Annotated in this window: 16 protein-coding genes and 1 tRNA gene; 9 read left to right on the top strand and 8 right to left on the bottom strand. The window is 45.6% G+C overall.

Features of this window, described 5'->3' with window-relative positions; all coding sequences use genetic code 11:
• Positions 1–8 precede the first annotated feature (8 nt).
• Both EUZ85_RS29975 and EUZ85_RS29970 read left to right on the top strand, forming a co-directional pair.
• The gene (locus tag EUZ85_RS29975) at positions 9–488 is read left to right on the top strand and encodes a hypothetical protein (protein WP_127973750.1); all 480 of its coding nucleotides are present in this window, start codon (positions 9–11) and stop codon (positions 486–488) included.
• Complete coding sequence (locus EUZ85_RS29970; protein ID WP_127973749.1) at positions 478–723, top strand: hypothetical protein; 246 nt, start codon at positions 478–480, stop codon at positions 721–723. The genes EUZ85_RS29975 and EUZ85_RS29970 overlap by 11 nt, the downstream gene beginning before the upstream one ends.
• Positions 724–1,167: 444 nt before the next feature.
• Here the strand turns inward: EUZ85_RS29970 and EUZ85_RS29965 are convergent, their stop codons facing one another.
• The 6 genes from EUZ85_RS29965 to EUZ85_RS29940 all read right to left on the bottom strand — a co-directional run bounded on the left by EUZ85_RS29965 (position 1,168) and on the right by EUZ85_RS29940 (position 5,581).
• The gene (locus EUZ85_RS29965) at positions 1,168–2,955 is read right to left on the bottom strand and encodes a DEAD/DEAH box helicase (protein WP_164887395.1); all 1,788 of its coding nucleotides are present in this window, start codon (positions 2,953–2,955) and stop codon (positions 1,168–1,170) included.
• Positions 2,956–2,980: 25 nt separating this feature from the next.
• Positions 2,981–3,292 carry an XRE family transcriptional regulator gene (locus tag EUZ85_RS29960; protein WP_127973747.1) on the bottom strand — a complete coding sequence of 104 codons (312 nt, stop codon included), beginning with the start codon at positions 3,290–3,292 and terminating at the stop codon, positions 2,981–2,983.
• Positions 3,293–3,308: 16 nt separating this feature from the next.
• Positions 3,309–3,668: a type II toxin-antitoxin system RelE/ParE family toxin gene (locus tag EUZ85_RS29955; protein WP_127973746.1), complete on the bottom strand. Its 360-nt coding sequence runs from the start codon at positions 3,666–3,668 to the stop codon at positions 3,309–3,311.
• A gap of 316 nt (positions 3,669–3,984) precedes the next feature.
• Positions 3,985–4,061: transfer RNA gene (locus tag EUZ85_RS29950), tRNA-Ile, on the bottom strand.
• Positions 4,062–4,168: 107 nt separating this feature from the next.
• Positions 4,169–5,221, bottom strand: coding sequence for a tyrosine-type recombinase/integrase (locus EUZ85_RS29945; RefSeq protein WP_127973745.1), 1,053 nt, complete (start codon positions 5,219–5,221; stop codon positions 4,169–4,171).
• A gap of 39 nt (positions 5,222–5,260) precedes the next feature.
• On the bottom strand, positions 5,261–5,581 hold the full coding sequence (locus EUZ85_RS29940) for an XRE family transcriptional regulator (protein ID WP_127973744.1): 321 nt from the start codon (positions 5,579–5,581) through the stop codon (positions 5,261–5,263).
• A gap of 259 nt (positions 5,582–5,840) precedes the next feature.
• Between EUZ85_RS29940 and EUZ85_RS29935 the strand changes: the two genes are divergently transcribed.
• The 7 genes from EUZ85_RS29935 to EUZ85_RS29905 all read left to right on the top strand — a co-directional run bounded on the left by EUZ85_RS29935 (position 5,841) and on the right by EUZ85_RS29905 (position 12,057).
• Positions 5,841–6,038, top strand: coding sequence for a DNA-binding protein (locus EUZ85_RS29935; protein ID WP_127973743.1), 198 nt, complete (start codon positions 5,841–5,843; stop codon positions 6,036–6,038).
• 11 nt (positions 6,039–6,049) lie between these two features.
• Complete coding sequence (locus EUZ85_RS29930) at positions 6,050–8,704, top strand: toprim domain-containing protein (RefSeq protein WP_127973742.1); 2,655 nt, start codon at positions 6,050–6,052, stop codon at positions 8,702–8,704.
• A 457-nt stretch (positions 8,705–9,161) separates the two neighbouring features.
• Positions 9,162–9,716 (top strand): hypothetical protein, encoded by a 555-nt coding sequence (locus tag EUZ85_RS29925; protein WP_127973741.1) that lies wholly within the window; start codon positions 9,162–9,164, stop codon positions 9,714–9,716.
• A 171-nt stretch (positions 9,717–9,887) separates the two neighbouring features.
• The gene (locus EUZ85_RS29920) at positions 9,888–10,055 is read left to right on the top strand and encodes a hypothetical protein (protein ID WP_241566896.1); all 168 of its coding nucleotides are present in this window, start codon (positions 9,888–9,890) and stop codon (positions 10,053–10,055) included.
• A gap of 64 nt (positions 10,056–10,119) precedes the next feature.
• Positions 10,120–10,689, top strand: coding sequence for a 3'-5' exonuclease (locus tag EUZ85_RS29915; RefSeq protein WP_127973739.1), 570 nt, complete (start codon positions 10,120–10,122; stop codon positions 10,687–10,689).
• 410 nt (positions 10,690–11,099) lie between these two features.
• A complete protein-coding gene (locus tag EUZ85_RS29910) occupies positions 11,100–11,672 on the top strand; it encodes a hypothetical protein (protein WP_127973738.1) in 573 nt (190 codons plus the stop codon).
• Positions 11,673–11,700: 28 nt separating this feature from the next.
• Complete coding sequence (locus EUZ85_RS29905; protein ID WP_127973737.1) at positions 11,701–12,057, top strand: hypothetical protein; 357 nt, start codon at positions 11,701–11,703, stop codon at positions 12,055–12,057.
• 4 nt (positions 12,058–12,061) lie between these two features.
• Here EUZ85_RS29905 and EUZ85_RS29900 read toward each other — a convergent pair whose 3' ends face one another.
• Both EUZ85_RS29900 and EUZ85_RS29895 read right to left on the bottom strand, forming a co-directional pair.
• Positions 12,062–12,922, bottom strand: coding sequence for a hypothetical protein (locus EUZ85_RS29900; protein WP_127973736.1), 861 nt, complete (start codon positions 12,920–12,922; stop codon positions 12,062–12,064).
• A gap of 444 nt (positions 12,923–13,366) precedes the next feature.
• On the bottom strand, positions 13,367–14,143 hold the full coding sequence (locus EUZ85_RS29895) for a hypothetical protein (RefSeq protein WP_127973735.1): 777 nt from the start codon (positions 14,141–14,143) through the stop codon (positions 13,367–13,369).
• Positions 14,144–14,373 lie beyond the last annotated feature (230 nt).

The raw sequence follows: 14,373 nt of genomic DNA, 5'->3' as shown, positions 1-14,373 counted from the left end.
AAAACCTAATGAGTAAATCAAAAATTGAACTGGTAAAGGATCAAGTTGCCTCTCTCCAGAGTCGGCTAAATTGCAAACTTCAGGTAACGATCTATAACAGTGGATTAAACGATGATGACTTCAATCAGGCTGCTAGAGATTGTCGTATGTCGATGGTTACGTTTAAGTCTGATAGCGATGAATGGGGAGACACCCAGGGAGAGATATTTTCTGTGCGTGTTGTTGCTGAAGGGCTGGGAGAGATCCCCTATGCTCTTATGTGTGAAACGGCCTATTTTGAAAACGGCGAGGATAAGGGCGAAGCCGAAGTGTTCAGCAGTCGTGCGCTCGCCCCGGCAGCCCTGGCCAGCGTAGTGACCAGCATGTTGACCGTTGATGAGCTTGAAAGCCTGGTTAACTCCGCCTGTGAGGCAGGAAAGCTTAATGACCAGCAATTGGCGCTTATTAAGCAAGAATACCTAGGTGAGGAGGTGGCTGATGGTGTCTAACCAAGATGGAACGATCCTGGACACGTTGAGGTCTGCATTGCACAGCCCTCAGACAATTCACAATGAGTGCCTGGCCAACGGCTTGGAGCGCTTCAAACTGAGGCAGGTAATGCGCCAGGCGGAAGAGCGGAACCAAGAGAGGCGGCAGGTAGAAATTGCCGAAAACCGCAGCAAGGCGTTTTTCAGCTCTAAAATAGATGAATTGGAGGATTTGTCCCGTATTTTTGAAGACTGAAACCGCACTTATGCAGTTTTCGTCATTCCCTTTCATTAAGTGGGCGGGTTTTCGTGCGGTTTTCGGCATGTTCCCGCTCAGTTTTCATGGCGCAGCAGATGTTAGGCAATGAGATTGGCTCATCTGGCACCACGACATAGTTGTAACGGTTTCGCTCTTCAGCAGAGGCTGAGTCATATTCTTCTTGGGTCACCAGAAAATGGGGTATATATATTGGTTTGATGGCGTCAATCCTGCCAGTTGTCTGATCGAATCTTGCTTAGTTCATCGATAGCTAAATCTATAAACCGTTTACCGCATTCCATACAGTAATTCCGCTCGCTTTGCCCTTCTTTGACCGTAAGTCTCTGGTCTCCCTTTTGTATCTTATGCTTTGCATTGGATTTACAAGAGTGGGCTCGCTTTGCTTCGGAAATATAAATATTTTTAACAAGTGATTTTGGTCTACCCATTGCGTAGTTCCTCTTCGAGAGAGGCTACATGTCCATTCAGGGCTTCATGAGCGGCTTCCAACTGGGTGAGAGTAAAGTTCTCACGGTTTGAGCCAGCTTGATCCACGCTGGCATTAACTCTGCGATTAAGCTCGGTTACAGCCCATTGAAAATTTGTGCTTTGATGTCGGGGGTCTAGGTTGCGTCCGCCGGGATTCACACCACATCTCCCTAGTAGCCCACCAGTCTCATTTTGAATTCTTTCGTTTAAGGCACTACGGCGTGCGATACGCTGATCTTGTCTGGTAGGACGAATTCTCCGGATTCCTGCTGCAGCTTGGTCTGGAGTAATACCTCTATCTACAAGTTGTTGAAGAAGGGCTGCGACCTCAGGATCTCCAATCGGATCCATTTCTGCTGCGGATACTCCAGATTCAGATACGATATCAACTGGAGATAAGCCGCCTGTCCCTGTTGGCTCTCTTGTCGCGGTTCCACTTGGATCGAAATCTACGTTGTCAGCTTCTGGCAAGAGGTCAGCAAAATAAGCTTGGTCTGCCGAGCTAAAATCTCTGAAGTCGTTCCAGCGTTGAGCCACATTTGCTCCAGCATGGAATACCACTACGCCACGGTTTACCGGATTATCTGGGTCGTTTTGCTCAACGACTCGCATTATTCGCCCTACAAATTGAACAAAAGGAGAAAGATTGGCGAATATACTGCCGACCATCGCTACAGCTAAAAATCTATGATCAAATCCTTCACCTAGCATTCTGGCTTGGACGATCACATCAAGTTCATGGTTTTCTAACTGCTGAAAAACTCTTTGGTTCGCATCTGTTCCCTCTCGTGAGTGTACATAGCCCGCCCTTAACCCTCTTGCTCTAAAGGATTCTGTGATCTGTATGCAGTGGTCTATATTTAGAGCTGAAGCAATAATTTTCAGGCGTTGCTCACCAGTCTCCTCTCTTAGTCGCCTTAACTCACCAATAGAGCAGTCTACTATCGAAGCCAAGGTATGCTCTGACATTACTATACCGCGCCGGAATTCGGCATCCTGCTGGCCAAGGTCAATTACTTCTTGCAGTCCTATGGTACGCTCTTCGCCATTGCTACGATCAATATAAGTCAATTCTGAGGGACGAAGCATCTTTGCGGAAAGTCGCTTTACATACCCGGCCTGTATAGCCCGGATTACCGGAAACGAATATATGACGTGGCCTTCCATTAGTTGCCCGTCTGATCTCGTTGGAGTTGCGCTGAAATTAATTACACGCGCATTAGGAAAGCGATTGAAAACCTGTTGCCATGAGGCCGCTGCATTGTGATGACCTTCATCGACTAGAATTAGATCGAAAAAATCGTTTTCATATTCATCAAGCCACCGATTCTCTTCCCCAGCGATTTGCTGGATATTGGATACCACGATGTCTGCGTTCTCTATGTCATCATGGTTTACTGTTCCGCTTGCGACGACAACTGTTTCTGGGTAATTGGCATTCCCAGGCAATACCGAGCATCTTTCATAAAAGTTCGTAGCGCTACTTGACTTCATGTCTGCGCCTAGCTGGTCTCGGATTCGAGTGCCTGGAGCAATGACCAATACTCTTTGAGCTTGTAGTGCATAAGGCGTTACAGAAATAAGTCCTGATTTTCCACAACCTACTGGGAGAACAATTCCCACAAACCGTTCGGCACCAATGTTATTGTTATAGTGATCGCGAATTGCGAGCCAGCCCTCTCTTTGAGGCGCTCTCAGGTTTTGATTATTTTCTATGTCGAACGGTTCGATAAATGTCACAGAAGCCCCCTGTAGAAATTGGTCATCAAGCTTGTTTGAATTGTGTGATCTCCACGTCTTGCCCATCTGGAAATTTTGCATGGATTTCGAGTTTTCCACCTAAGGCTTCAACATAAGACGCCAGTGTGCTGATCATTGTGTCAGGGCGTTTTTCAATTTGAGAAACATTAGGTTGGGCTATACCCAAGGCGCGAGCCACCACTGCTTGACTGCGACCACGCAGCTTACGAGTTTCTGCCAGTGACATTTCTGCAACTATGCCAACTGCTTTTGCTCGTGCGGCTGCTTGTACTTCAGGGCTCATTTGCTTGCGCAGTTCGCTTAAAGGCTTTGCCATTTCATTTCTCCCAGACCTACTTGAGGCCTTCGCTTTTTAAGTGATCCGCAAACTCTGCTTCAGCTAGCGGAACCATCTGTTTGTAAAACTGTTTATCTTTCGATCCATCTTTTCGACCACCGCATAGAAGAACAGCGCGTCGTTTGGGGTCAAAGGCATAGAAAACTCTATATGGTTTTCCTGCGTGCTGAATGACCAGCTCCTTAAGGTTTTTAACCTTCTTTGTGCCTTTTATCGTATCTGCCTGAGGGCGGCCAAGGTTAGGGCCTTTGATTTCCAGAACGTCAACCATTGCTTGAACGTCAATTTGTTCAGCGTCAGTTAGATTTAGAAACCAGCCCTCATATTCATCTGTGACTAATATTTCCCACGTCATGTGCTGTCCTTACTTTCTTAAAAATATACTCCACAGCTTATATATCGTCAAGCGTATTATTTCTGATTCAATGGATGGGTTTGGCATGCTTTGTCAGCAAACCCTGTCGGGTAGGTAGAGGCTGTAAAGACTATCGTTCTGCAAGGGGTGTGCGTAGGGCTGGTATGTGAGGATGTAACCCCAGTGTAACCCCGGAAAAATTAGCGTTCGGTACTTTGGTGGGCGTAGTGCGGTGGGAATGGCTCGGGGTTACGTCTGTTTGAACCCCAGAAGAAACCGGGATGTTTCGCTAACATACTGATTTTAAAGGTTTAAATGGTGGGCCTGCTCGGACTTGAACCGAGGACCTACCGATTATGAGTCGGGTGCTCTAACCAACTGAGCTACAGGCCCATTTAAACTTTTTTCACCCTGGCCTATTGATTATGAGACCGTCTTGATGGTCCTTGTTGTTACTCGTTTTTCCATAAGCTATTGATTTGTATGTGAGGATTCCACATTCAAACGTGATTTTCCACGTCTCGGTTGACACTTTGTTGACAGTATAGCGTTGCTAGTGGGTTTTTATGTACAGCATCAGCCAAGTGCCTCGGCGCAAGCTTTGCGTACCGCAGTGTCATCGTTAACGTCTGATGCCCAAGGATGTCTTTGAGCTTCAGAATATTTCCGTCATTTATCATGTAATGACTTGCAAATGTATGCCGCAGCACATGCGTCATTTGTCCATCTGGGAGCTGTATCCTAGCCCGCTCTATTGCACGCTGGAACGCTTGGTGTGATGAGCCTGTAAAAAGTCGGCCAAATCGTGGGCGACCTGTCAAAACCTCTCTTTCCAATTCAGCAGATATTGGAACGGCTCGCACCTTACTATTCTTGGTTTTTGTAAAGTGGATTTTGCCTTGCTTTACTTGCTCTCCTCTTAGGGATTCTGCCTCTCCCCAGCGTGCTCCTGTAGAAAGACATATTTTGCTGATTACTAAGACATCAGTATTTTTAGATTCGCTCAACGCAGCCAGTAGGGATTTGATCTGGTCTTTTTCTAGATAAACTAAATCTGGTTCATCAATGATGAGCTTTGATACGCCTTTAAGTGGGTTATCAAAAGGCCAATTTTTGAGTTTTATTAGGCGTCCAAACACTGCTGATAGATAAGCTTGTTCATGGTTAATTGTATTTGGCTCAACTAACTTTTCCCGTCTCTCTAGCTTTTGCGTGAGGCGTTCCTTCCGGTATTTTAACCAATCTTCGGAAGTAAAGTTTTTGGCAATAGGATTGCCCAATCTAGAACACAGGCCGTTCAGTACACGCAAACGATTATCGCAATCCTTCAATGTGTATCCGTGAAGCTCGTACCAGGTATTTATGAGATCGGCCAATCGCCTTTTATCCTTCAGAGGCGGAGTCCACTCGCCAGCATTTGCCTTTGCTTTTTGCTCTGTATCGAATTGCTCGGCTTGTCGCTTTGTGGGAAAGGTTTTTCTAATTCTTCTACCGCCTCGACCTTCTGGTTGGATATCAACTTGCCATCCTGAAGCAATCTTCTTAATTGCCATTGTGCTATTCCTTTATAAAGCTGATCGATTTATAGTCTTTCACTGTTTTATTACTTCTTCGAAGTAGTACCCTTCAGGAATCTGACCCGCTTCAAACCGGGCCGCGAGAAGTCGGCAAAGCTTATTCTCACTTACTCTTAGGGCTTCTAGCGATATGTCACCCTCAAACGCTAGCCATTGAATAATGTCGGGGAAAAGAAGCCCGAGCTTCTCGTATTCATCTTCTGCTACGCGAGCCTTTAGTTTTTCCAAGTTCGTTAGCCGCGTAAGTTCAATGTTTGTGATATTTGAAAACTCTTGTCGAGTGAAGCCAGCCAACTCACGAAGCCCTTTAAGCCTCTCACCTGCTTTAAGTCTCATCCTAATTTCCTTTAACGACAATTTTGTACGCACACACCGGCACATTTTTACACTTTCAGGGGTAAAAAAAGCAACAGAAAAGGTAAATGAAAATTAACTGGCGCTCATGCAGGTCTGAATCTAAGTCATATAAAAATATTTAATGGGTAACAATTACCTATAACAGGTCAAAAAATTGTTGACATGCATTCGTTTAGGGGTAAATAATGACCCTGAATGGTCACATAGTGGCTTATACAAACACATAGGATGTAATTTCATGGAAAAAAATCTAACTATCACCTCGCCTGTAATGACTAAAAAAGCCTTCGCGGAATGCTCAGGGCTTCGGGAGGACCAAGTAAGAGGCCAAATTGAACGTGGTTATATACCCGTTAAATATATTGGCCGCTTGGTATTGGTTAACGTCGCGCTCCTTATGCTGGAGTGCATGGAAGAAGATGGAAAGCGCAGGTAAGAGTCGAAGTAATGCTACATTTCGATAACAGAAAAGAAATAGCGGAGGCGCTGGCCAGCGATGGCCAGTTCGCTTTCAAGCGCGTAGGGGAATACCTACAGCAGGGCAAATGCCCGAACTGCGGAAAGAAAGAGCTTTTCGTCAGTATGAAAGAGCCCTGGCGCGTCAGCTGTAACCGCTTGAAGCATTGCGGTTACAGCGAGACAACCCGGGAGATATACCCGGAACTTTTCAATAACTACTCCGAACGCTTCCCCACTACGGAGGAAAACCCGAACGCCACGGCGGACGCCTACCTGGCGCACAATCGCCGTTTCCCCCTTAGTGAAATGGTGGGCTGGTATGAGCAAGGCAGCTATAAGCTGCCCAAGTCTCAGGAGTGGTGCAACACCGTCCGCTTCTATCTGAACAGCGACCGGACCCTTTATTGGGAACGGCTGATCGACAAACAGAAAGACGACGGACAACGCATCAACTTCAGCGGCAAACGCCATAACGTCAATGGGCGATGGGTGTTAGTTGACCCGGTCAAGGGCAAATGGTGGATGCCGCCGACCCAGGAGCTTAAACAAGGTGATCGCGTTTATATCGTGGAGGGGATCTTTCACGCCCTGGCGCTGCACTTCTCTGAGCGTAAGGCGGTGGCGATCCTGGCCGCCGGCTATTACCCAAGCGAGGCGATAAAACCCTACTTAGGGAAAAAAATCACTTGGGTGCTGGCGCTGGATGACGACGCAGCGGGCCGCAAGAGCATGAAGTCTCATTACACCAAGCTCCAGATGGCGGGTGAAAAAGTCGAGATATCTCTAACCGGGACCAGCAAGGACTGGGACGACCTTTACCGCCTGGATAGGATCAACGATACGTTCCTGCAGGAAGCGCAATACCGGGGGAAAATGTTCACGGCGCAAAGCGTGATGTGGAAGGCGTACGCGTACTATTTGTGGAAGAGCCATTCTCACTTCGTTATCGACTTTGATAACCGGCTGTATTCGGTTTCAGTGGACTTACATAAGCTGTCCGAAGCACTGGAAGGCGCAGCATTGACGCTAGGTAAAGGCTATGACTCCTTTAGCCAGCACTGTACGGCGTTCCCGATCAGTAACTTTGTGCCGGAACTGCTTTATGCGGAGCGGGACGACATCCTGGACGAAAAGTTTTATGTGTTTCGGGTGCAGTACAGCAGCAATAACGCGGATGCGTTAATCCCATTTGACGGGAGCAACATCGACACGCCATCGAGCTTTCATAAGGCGATGATCACCAAGGGTTATGGCGCGTTTTCCGGTAGCTCTAAAGACATGGCCATGCTGCATGAGCTGTGGTTAAACCGTAAGGTCAAAGAGATTCAATCCATTCCTTATGTGGGTTACCACGCCGACAGCCAGGCATACGTCTACCAGACCTTTGCTTTCTGCAAAGGCAAAGAACTGGAACTAAATGCGGAGGGGTATTTTGAACTGGACCGGGGCGGCATCAAAACCAGCTTTAAAGGCTTTCGGATTCAGCCTGGGGAGTTTAACCCGGAGTGGATCGATAACTTTATAACGACCTTTTCCTGGCAAGGTTTAACGGCGCTGGCCTTCTGGCTGGGCTCGTTGTTCGTTCAGCAGATCCGGGCGAAGCACAAGAGCTTCCCCTTTCTTGAACTGACGGGCGATCCTGGCGCCGGTAAATCCACGCTGATTGAGTTTCTGTGGAAGCTCATGGGGCGCGACGACTACGAAGGATTCGACGCCATGAAGGCGACGGCCGCCGGACGCCGGCGCGCATTCACGCAAAGCTCTAATATGCCGCTGGTGTTGATCGAATCCGACCGGGGCGACGAGCCGGACGTGAAAAAGAAGCAGTTTGATTTCGACGAGTTTAAACCCTTCTTTAACGGGCGCGCGGTCGGGACGTTGGGCGTCGCCAAGCGCGGCAACGACACGGAAGAACCGCTCTTTTTGGGTTCCCTGGTGTTTGCGCAAAATGCCGAGGTGGACGGATCGGAAGCCCTGCTACAACGGATTGTCCATTGTCACTGTACGACCGAACACCACTCGCCAGGCACGCGAAAACTGGCGCAGTGGTTTGAACGACAAAGCGTCGACCAGATGGCGGGTTTTCTGCGTAAGGCGCTGGAGAATGAAACGCAGATCTTAAACACGTTCTTCAACGAGTTTAATCGCTATGAGGAAGCCTTCACCAGCCGCGGGGAAATTAAAACCAGCCTGCTGCGTTTGGTGAAAAACCATGCCCAGGTAATGGCGGCTGCAAAAGCGTTGCGGCATATCTTCCCAACCCTTAATGAAAGCGCTTTCAGTGGCTTAAGCGATTATCTGTATGGACGTGCTCTCAGCCGCCAAGAGCGCTTGGCGGACGACCATCCGGCGGTGGCGGAGTTCTGGGAGTCTTTTGAGTATCTGAACGCGCAGCCGGACCCTAACGCGTTTGCATCCAGCGCCCTGGTGGAAGTTCTAAACCACGCCGTAGGGACAGGAAACATCGCCGTTAACCTGAACCATTTTGACGAGGTGTGTCGCACTCACGGCCAGAAGTCACTGGACCTCAAGGCCTTAAAGAAACTGCTGCCCAACAGCCAGCGCTACAAGTTCATTGAAACCGGGAAGGTTTATTCCAGGAGTCTCAATAAAACGATTCATTGCTGGATATTTAAGCGCTAAGTAAACGTGTAAATACGTGCGCCTATGTGCGCGTTAGGCAGAGGAAGCCCGTTTTTTCAGGGGGGTGTCGGGATTTGGTAATTTTGGTAAGACGGGTTTAAAAATCGAGTTTTTTCTATTTTAAATCAATGTCTTACAAACTTACTAAAAAGGTAATATTTAGGTAATTTTGAGGTAAGTTTCTTACCTTTTGAAACTCTAAAAAATTACTTCCCCATTACCTTTTTAAAAATGGAAAAAACGTTATAAATCAAGGGTCTTACTTTTTGTCTTACCTTGATATTACCTTTTTCTTACTTTTTTGGAGCGACTAAAAAACCATTTAAAAACATAAAGATAAGTGCTTTTTTCGGGATCGTCTTACCTAAATTACCAAATCCCGACACCCCCCACCCAATTATCGGGGGGAGATTCAGGCCCGGGGCTGACCCGGAATCAATGTAAAGGAGATAACACCATGATGAATAAAGGGGCGATTGCGCCCACTTTAGAGGCCCCCTTATGCCCAATGGAAACCTGGGCGGCGGGGATCTGCAACGGCCTGGCGATTGCGCCGGGCATGTCGAAAACCCTTAATTCGCGGCAGGCGCTGCGCTGTTGGGTGCATGAAGCGAAAACAAAAGGCCGGCTCGCCGTGCTCGAAACGCTGGGCAAGCGTCACTACAGAGCGCCGTTCGAACTCCCCCAGGCGACCCCGGCTTTTTTCTTCTACTGGAGCCAAGCCGTCGAAATGCTGGGAGAGCATGCTTTCGCTATCCAAGCCGTGAAAGAAGGCCACAAGGGCGTTAGGCGTCTGGATCAAATCGGTTTGAGATCCCCGGCGGCGTTGAATGCAGCTTTGATTAACGCCAAGCGCCGCGACCAGATTTTACTGGCGACCATGGCCAGCCTGTTAAAGCCTGTGTGGGGAACATTACTTGTCGCCAGCCATGGCGTATGTAGTCAAAGTGATCTGGCCGGGGGCGTACTGGATAGCTATTACGAGTCGGTTATAGAGGGGTTGCTGATATGAACGACTTTAAAGGAGCACTGACAGCAGAACTTGACCGGGACGCTGTCAGCCGCACAAGCATTTACCTGGAAGCAAATCCACACAAGGCCGATAAATCGGCTCTGCTAGGCGCTCATACGTTAGCCCGAGTGTGATTCTACGTGGTGAAACGTGCAGAGGAAAGCGCCGGCAATGGAACGCAAACACCCGAAACACAACGGCCACGTCATCGCCTGGCTAAAGCATCTAGTGAAAGGCGGCGAGTACCACCGCAGGTTAAGAGACAGGAACAAAAGAGCAACGCAGACGACAAGTGAAAGCAACGACGTTACGCCAGTTAATATTGACGATATGAATTAACTAAATGGAAGCACAAGCAGAGGGCCGCAACCGTTCGCCCTCTGCTAATTAGGACAAAGTAAAAGTGAATGACGAATTATTGGAACTCTTAAAAGGATGGATATACAGCCCCCAAGTGGTGGTGCTGGATACGGAAACCACAGGCCTGGACGACCAGGCGGAAGTGATAGAAATCAGCGTCATGGATATGCGCGGGAAAGTGCTGTTTGATCAGCTGGTGCGCCCGCTTAATCCGGTGCCGGACGAAGCCACAGACATTCACGGCATAACCAATGATAGCTTGGCGAGCAAGCCAAACTTTCCCGATGTATACCTTGCGCTTAGGCGAGTGATCAGCGGAAAAACCGTGGTGGCCTACAATGCGAGCTTTGACAATCGGCTATTAATGCAGACCTGCGCCGCATACGGATTACCGATGATAGAAGCAGACTGGCAATGCGCCATGGATGCATACTCAAGGTATCGGAAAGAGCCCGACGCAAAACGAGGCGGCTATAGAAGGCAGAGCTTAGCCAAGGCTGCCAAGCAAATGGGCATAGAAGTGTATGGAGCCCACCGGGCAGTGGCGGACTGCTTTACTACCGTTGAAGTGATTGGAAGCGTATATTCGAAATTATTAGCAAAATTATCGTGAATACAGATTCCTGGCTACCTCAGTAGCCAGGGGTTACGGTGAAGGCCGCATTGCTTTACGGCAATATAAAAGTTTAAGGAAGTGTTTCTAATGCATACATACTATCTACGCACAAGCTCCGTATACCATATGGCCGATTTATTTCTTTCTCGTGGTTGATTACAATTTATCCACATCTTCATTCGAAGCAACATCTATAAATAGGGATTTTTCACCTCAAAAGAAACTCAACTTCTATCTTCAGGTTTCATTTTTCTTTGGCTTATTTCTTTGCTTAGAAGTAACAATGTTTCGCTTTTTAGCCTTACATGAGATAAAGAAAAAACTAACTGAAAACATAGCGAAGGTTGTAGCCATTCTTGTTGAGTTTATTAAGACCAAAATTCTTATTTAAACCAAATTGAGAGGATATGATGAGCGGCGTACAGCAAGCAGTTATTGACCACAACTCAACTATAAAATCCGTAGGCGGAACCATCGCGTCTATGGGCTTAGAAAAAAGTGGTTACAGCACAATAGGCAAATTTATTACTCCAGCAGTATGGGCCACAGACTATGCTGTAAATAAGAATATGCCAGACAAGGGAGACTTAGGGATATACGCAACGGGTCTTTTCGGGGGGGCTGCGGCGGTAGCTTCTACAGTAGTTGGCATCTTTAAATCAGTTGTTGATGATGACATGAACATCAAGCTTAGAGCTGTAAAAGCTGCTGAAGGAGCCCCTTACAACGAAGGGATAAAAATTTGTTATCACTACGCATCAAAACCCCCATTTATTAACGCAATGACTATCGCAAGCTTAGGTGGTACTAGCTGGCAACATCCTAATGGTTTATGGGTTTATATAGTGGATAAAAATAACAATCCTGTTCATGACTATAAACCGAAAGTAGCCGTTCAAATTATACGTCCTGCGCATCCATTTAGAATGGATTCGAATGGACGATTAGCTATATCGAATATCACCGTACGAAAATTTTAGTAACTATATAGGGATTGTAGGCTAAATAATGAAAGCTAAATTTATTGGGTTGATTGTTGTTTTTTTCGTGGTCTCAGCAACCGCATTCACCTTTCTTTCAAAGGTGGATGAAAATGACTTTGATATAGTTTGCTCATCATTTAAAGAGCTGTCTAAAGAAGGTGACGTGGATGCTTTATCCCACGAGGAAAGAGTGGCGTATATCACTAAGAAACTGGATCAGAAGCTAACTGCTGACGATAATGCATATGAAGCATGGATGGCTACTTCTTCAGCGGTTGAAGGACAAAGGTACATGCTCTTTAAAATGGCAGCGGATAGCACTGGCTATGAAAGCTGGAGTTGTGAAGAAATGCGCAGCCTGATTGAGCCTTCTTCAGAGTAATATTTTATAGCCATTCAGATGGAACTATCAGTGGGCAGCTTTCACTATTCGGCTGCCCCAGTTTTATAGATGAGAGCAAGCTTTTAATTTCCCTTTCAATAAACGCACCGTCCTCATACTGTATAATATCAATTTGAGCTGACCGTGAGTTAGACTTGCTGATAGCTATCCAATGCCATTTTTGGAAATACTGTGAACTTTTATTTTCCAGTATCAGGCATGAATAAATTTCATTGTTGGTATAGCACTCAATATCTATAATCTCTTTTCTTTGCGATAAGTCTATTATTGATTCTGGTATGGAAATGGTAGGTGGGCTGAAACACTTTGGTCTTATCTCAGCAATTTCATTCTCATTTTCTGAATAGCTAATATACGGGAAATATGGTGACTGTAAATATTGTTTGTTCCATTTTATGCTAGCCACTAAAGACACCCCCATTTCAGGGAAATAAAACTCTTTTTTATCACCTTCTTGTTCTATGCTTTTGGGAAATGGCAGTGCTTTATCGAACAGGCCTGATTGTATTGCAATCATGTTTTTTATTTTAACATCAAACTCTGATGTTATTGCGTAAGATAAAACGAAAACTGGAATACAAATACCACTCAGTATGAAGTTGGCATTTGTGACCCGCTTTGTTAAACATATCAGGCAGATAATAATAAATGGAACAAAAAATACAGCCTGAATAAACGCAGTAGACTCCTCGGCTAACGACGCATAGATATCTATATATGGAAAAAACGATAAGTAATAAGTTGCCATTAATGCTCCGACTACAAGCCGAGCGTGAGTGTTTTTTGTTTTATAACTTACAATCATCACAAGGGCTATGGAGGCAATTAAATAAATTTTTTCCATTTTTCTCAATACATAAAGTAGATGTTTGTTGATGTGGACTTTCGGCTAATATCTAGTTCAGAGGAAAGGCTTCCCACGGCTAGACTAAATAAATGAGGTTTTAATATTGCTCACTTATATGGTGGCCAAAGTGTGATTCTACCTGGTGGAAGGTAAAGAAGAAAGCATTAGCAACTTATTTTCCTACATGATGGTTATGCAATCACTTAGCTGAAGTAATTAGGTGGAGGGCGGGACGACGTAATGCTTTAGAGATAGGGGAGAGCGACTAATAAGGATTGATAAGAAACAAGGTATCCTAATACTGGCAGTTATACTTAACCTTACTTTAGCTAACTAGTAGAGAGCCTGAAATATTAGAATTGCAGGCTCTCTACTTAATGGAATTCATATTTCAGCTTTCTGAGAAAAGGGAAGTTTTCAAAATGTATTGGCTTCCGTAGATTACAATTGTCGAGCCCAATTAATTATATTTTTCGATGGCTCATTCGGATTTGCCAATGCTATTTGTACAATCTTTCTCCCAAGATCACAATTTCTTCCTAAAATATCCATACGATCATAGGCTGCCTTGTCTCCCAAGCTCCCTGGTTGTATAACACCGGGAGTTAATCTCCATTTATACCACTCCCCTTGATTCCACTTATACCATACTGCTCTATATCTTCCATCTACGCTCGGAATCTCTCCTCTCATAAAACGAGTAGTTTGGGGTCCAGTATATCCACCATTATGAGTTCCGTGGTCGGTAATCCAGATATCGTTGCGGTTATTTGGACAAATGAACATTCTTTTAGTGAATGCACTTACCCCTTGTTCTTGATATTCGTAATAGCCCACTCCATTAACAGGTAGAATTCTCTCACGATTACCATATCTATTTCTCTTAGGGTTAACATCAAATCGAAGAGTTATGCCAGATTTAGGGAATGTATTTTTACAAGAGTTTTCCGCTACAAAAACCCATGTTCGTAGTAACGCTATGGCTACATCAAAATCCATTCCAATGTCTTCTGATTGATATGTCATTAATGTATCTTGAAATTTCTTTGCAAGATCATTTATCTTTGCCGAAGTATTGGACAAAGTAGAATTAACAGGGCTGGTGCAGACATATAGATCTTGCACTATAGTAGCTGCAATCTCGCCAAGATTTGGGTTTACGCCGACAGGAGTAGAGTTAACTATTGCTGAACTTATAGTATTTGGTTCTGGTATCATTATTCGCTTCCTCTGCTTTCCTTCTTTTCATTAATTAAAATGCAAGAATAAAATTAGTATACATGCAGGGATATAAGCGACATTAACGCATAATGCCCTTCATGCTTAACGTAACTTTTAATATCACAGATAGAGCGCGCTGCGCATAATTGGCAAACATCACATTAATAACCAATAAAGAGCTACCCTCCTGCAAGTACGGTCTTTACTGGATTTATGTGGCAGGGTTC

Source organism: Hahella sp. KA22 (assembly GCF_004135205.1).
In the GTDB taxonomy this organism is placed as follows: Bacteria; Pseudomonadota; Gammaproteobacteria; order Pseudomonadales; family Oleiphilaceae; genus Hahella.
This window is presented reverse-complemented; position numbering and strand designations above follow the sequence as displayed.